The sequence below is a fragment of the Frankia sp. CoBUL1 genome, assembly GCF_978021245.1.
The window spans coordinates 1-4,429 of the sequence record NZ_CDXDOS010000268.1 but is presented as its reverse complement, the minus strand read 5'-3'; the positions used below and the strand labels follow the sequence as shown (position 1 = coordinate 4,429).

General features: G+C 68.1%; 2 protein-coding genes. Both read left to right on the top strand.

Translation table 11 applies throughout. The features are described from left to right. The coding region (locus AC08OX_RS15325; RefSeq protein WP_476608433.1) for a helicase-related protein at nt 1–3,445 on the top strand (3,445 nt) is incomplete at its 5' end. A 101-nt stretch (nt 3,446–3,546) separates the two neighbouring features. Then, nucleotides 3,547–4,320, top strand: coding sequence for a DUF1156 domain-containing protein (locus tag AC08OX_RS15320; protein WP_476608432.1), 774 nt, complete (start codon nt 3,547–3,549; stop codon nt 4,318–4,320). The last annotated feature ends 109 nt before the right edge of the window (nt 4,321–4,429 follow it).

Here is a 4,429-nt window from a genome sequence, read left to right as displayed (position 1 = left end):
GACCCAGCCCACACCGGAAATCCTCACCTCAGTCGTGCTGCTGGAAGGACTCAAGCCAGGGCTGCGCGTCGACGGGCTCATCCCCGCCGAGGTCATCACGGTCATTGCCGCGCAATGGCACGGTTCCGACGCGCTCGAACTGACCTACAAGACCGCCGCGGGTAGCCTCGGCCAGCAGGTCGTGTTCCGCAAGGACCAGGACAAGCTCAGCGTCGCCCATACCGGCAGCCGCGCCTTCGATGCCAACGCCAGCGACTTCGAGCTCGTGGCCGAGGCGCAGCGCATCTCGCTGGCCGGGCTCTTCGACCCGATGCTTGCCGTCGCCACCAGCGACGTGCAGCCCCTCCCACACCAGATCCGCGCGGTGTACGGCGAGCTGCTCCCGCGTACCCCGCTGCGCTTCCTGCTCGCCGACGACCCCGGCGCCGGCAAGACGATTATGGCTGGCCTCTACCTCAGGGAGCTGCTGCTGCGCGACGACGTGAAGCAGTGCCTCATCGTCGCGCCCGGCGGGCTCGTGGAGCAGTGGCAGGACGAGCTCTTCTTCAAGTTCGGCCTCCGCTTCGATCTGCTGACCAACCAGCTCATGGACTCCCAGGTCAACCTCAACGTCTTCGAGACCAACCCGCTCCTCATCGCACGAATGGATCAGCTCTCCCGCAACGAGCAGCTCCGGGCCCAGCTCAGGGAGACCGAGTGGGACCTGATCGTCGTCGACGAGGCCCACCGCATGGGCGCCCACTACTTCGGCGGCAAGCTGGAGAAGACCAAGCGCTTCCAGCTCGGGGAGCTCCTCGGCGAGATCACCCGCCACCTGCTGCTGATGACCGCGACCCCGCACTCGGGCAAGGAGGAGGACTTCCAGCTCTTCCTCACCCTGCTCGACAGGGACCGGTTCGAGGGCCGGCAGAAGAAGACCACGGACACCAGCGGGATCATGCGCCGCCTGGTCAAGGAGGAGCTGCTTACCTTCGAGGGCAAGAACCTCTTCCCCGAACGTGTCGCCGAGACCGTTCCCTACGAGCTGACCGCGTTGGAGTACGCCCTCTACGCGGACGTCACCCACTACGTCCGCGAGGGGATGAACCGGGCCGACCGGCTCGGCGGCAAGCGCAAGAACACCGTCGGCTTCGCGCTCACCGTTCTCCAGCGGCGATTCGCCTCCAGCCCGGAGGCGATCTACAAGAGCCTCGTCCGCCGTTCCGAGCGCCTGGAGGGCAAACGGCAGGAGATCCTCAACGGCACCTACCGCGAGTCCGAGCCGACCGTCGACCTGGGCGAGATCGACGAGGACGGGTACAACGCCGAGGAGATCGAGGAGCTGGAGGAGGACCTGCTCGACGCCGCCACCGCAGCGCAGACCGTCGAGGAACTCAACGCCGAGCTGATCGAGCTGGCCGAGCTGGTGAAGACCGCCAAGATCGTCCGCGACGCTGGCACCGACCGCAAGTGGACCGAGCTGTCGAACATCCTCCAGGACGAGGTGCTGACCGCCGACGCCAACGGCTGGCCGCGCAAGATCATCATCTTCACCGAGCACCGCGACACCCTCGACTACCTCCGGGCCAGGATCGGCTCGCTGCTCGGCAAGCCCGACGCGGTCAGGGCGATCCACGGCGGCGTCCGCCGCGGCGAGCGTCGCCAGATCACCGAGGAATTCACCAAGAACCGCGACGTCCAGATCCTCCTGGCGACCGACGCGGCCGGGGAGGGCCTCAACCTCCAGACTGCCCATCTGATGGTCAACTACGACCTGCCGTGGAATCCCAACCGCATCGAGCAGCGCTTCGGCCGCATCCACCGCATCGGCCAGGACAAGGTCTGCCGACTGTGGAACCTCGTGGCCTCCAACACGCGGGAGGGTGAAGTCTTCACCCGTTTACTGGCCAAGCTCGACCAGATGCGCCAGGATTACGGCGGCAAGGTCTTCGACGTCCTCGGTGAAGCCTTCACCGAGACCCCGCTGCGCGCCCTCCTGCTCGACGCCATCCAGTACGGCGAGCGCTCCGACGTGAAGGCGAAGATGCACGAGGTCATCGACGCCAGCGTCGGCGATGGCCTCAAGGACCTGCTCGACGAGCGGGCGCTCGCCTCAGAGCACTTCGCCGAGGCCGACCTCCAGCGGCTCCGCGCAGCGATGGATGAGGCCCGGGCCAAGAGGCTCCAGCCGCACTACGTCGAGCTGGCGTTCAAGGCGGCCTTCACCCGTCTCGGTGGCCGGATCGCCAGGCGTGAGCGGGGGCGCTACGAGATCGCGAACGTGCCCCAGCACCTCCGCTCGGCCGGCAAGGGACCGATCGCGACGAAGTACGACCGCGCCACCTTCGACCTTGCCCGCGTCCAGCCCGAGGGACTCGCTCGGGCCGACCTGCTCGCGCCCGGCCACCCGCTCCATGACGCGGTCATGGACGAGACTGTCCGGCAGTTCGGCGGCGCACTGAACCAGGGCACCGCGCTCGTGTCCTCGACCCTCGAAGAGCCACACCTGCTCGTGGGCGTCGTGGAGGAGGTCGCCGACGCCACCGGCGAGTCTGTCGCGCGCCGTTTCGGCTACGCCTATGTCGACAGCTACGGCACCGTCAGCCCCGCTGGTCCTGCGCCGTACCTGGACTGCGTCGCCGCTCCCGCCAGCCCGGAGACCGACGCCGCACGCGCCCTTCCGTGGCTTGCCGAGGCCGAGGACAAGGCTACGAGCTGGATCATCGCGAACCGGCTCCCCGAGTACCTCGCCGAGGTCCAGCCCCGCCGGCTGGCGGAGCTGACGAAAGCCCGTGACCTGGTCACGAAGCGCCTTACCGCAGAGAGCGAGCGCCTGCTGTTCGAGGCGGCGATCGCCTCGGAGAATGAGCAGAAGGGCGAGAAGCCCAAGGAGTCGTCGGAGAACCTCAACCGCAAGGCGGTCGAGCTCGACAGCCGGCTCCGCAAGCGCCTGGAGCTGCTCGACCAGCAGCAGCTCATGTCCATCAAGCCACCCCGCCTCGTCACCGCCGCCCTCGTGCTGCCCGTCAGCCTGTTCGAAGACGAACTGCCGCCGTCCGCGCCGATGCACGCCAAGGAGACCAAGGAGGTCGAGCGCCGCGGAGTCGACCTGGTCCTGGCGCGCGAGCGAGAACTCGGCCGCCAGCCCGTTGAGCAGGCGTTCAACAACCCCGGCTTCGATATCTTGTCGACCGACGCCAACGGCGACACCTACCGCATCGAGGTCAAGGCCCGCCTCGACGGCGCCACCGACTTCTTCGTCACCCACGACGAGGTGATGACCGGCAAGAACGCCGTCCCGCGCTACCGGCTCGCGCTCGTCAAGGTTGACCCGCGCGGGGCGCAGCACGACAAGGTCCGCTACCTCGCCGACCCCTTTGCCGCTACCGACCTCGGCAACTTCGAGGCCACCGGCCTCCGCGGCGACTGGGCCAAGATGTGGGCCAAGGGAAGGACGCCGTTCTAACATCGCTGCACCCGTTTGCCCTGAACGTGTAGGAACCCGCCGCTATGTTCAGCTACGACCCTGGGTGGCCACCCGGGTCGGGAGCGTAGGGGGGCGGGTTCGTGGTGCGGACGCGGAAGCTGATCGAGGTGGCGCTTCCGCTGGAGGCGATCAACCGGGAGTCCGCCCGGGAAAAGTCCATCCGGCACGGACACCCCTCCACGCTGCACCTGTGGTGGGCGCGGCGACCCCTCGCCGCGGCCCGAGCGGTCCTCTTCGCCCAGCTCGTCGACGACCCGAGTTCGCGGCCCGAGGAGTTCCCCACCGAGGAGCTGCAACGCAAGGAGCGGGATCGTCTGCACCACCTCATCGAGCGACTCGTGGTCTGGGAGAACGTCCGGGACGAGAAGCTCCTGCGGGCGGCCCACGAGGAGATCCTGAAGTCCACGAACGGCAACCCGCCGCCGATCCTGGACCCCTTCGCAGGTGGTGGCACCATTCCGCTGGAGGCTCAGCGGCTCGGCTTGGAGGCCCACGCATCCGATCTCAACCCCGTCGCCGTTCTCATCAACAAGGCGCTCATCGAGATCCCCCCGAAGTTCCGCGACCAGCCCCCCGTCTACCCAGGCCTGGCCGGCTCCGAGATCCGGGCCTGGAAGGGCGCCGAGGGCCTGGCCGCCGACGTGCGCGCCTACGGCGCCTGGATGCGTGACAAGGCCGAGAAGCGCATCGGCCATCTCTACCCCAAGGCCACCCTCCCCGACGGCACCAAGGCCGCGGTCATCGCCTGGATCTGGGCCCGTACCGTCACCTGCCCCAACCCCGCCTGCGGCATCGAGATGCCCCTGGTCCGCTCCCAGGGCCGCGCAGAGATCACGCTACGTTGTGATCGGTGACGTTTTGTAGACGTGCTGTGGGGTGACTCGGGGTGCCCTGGGCGACACAGTGCGAGCGAAGCGTCTCTTTCCCCATGCGTACCCGGCACGGGCCGCGCAAACCAGCTCC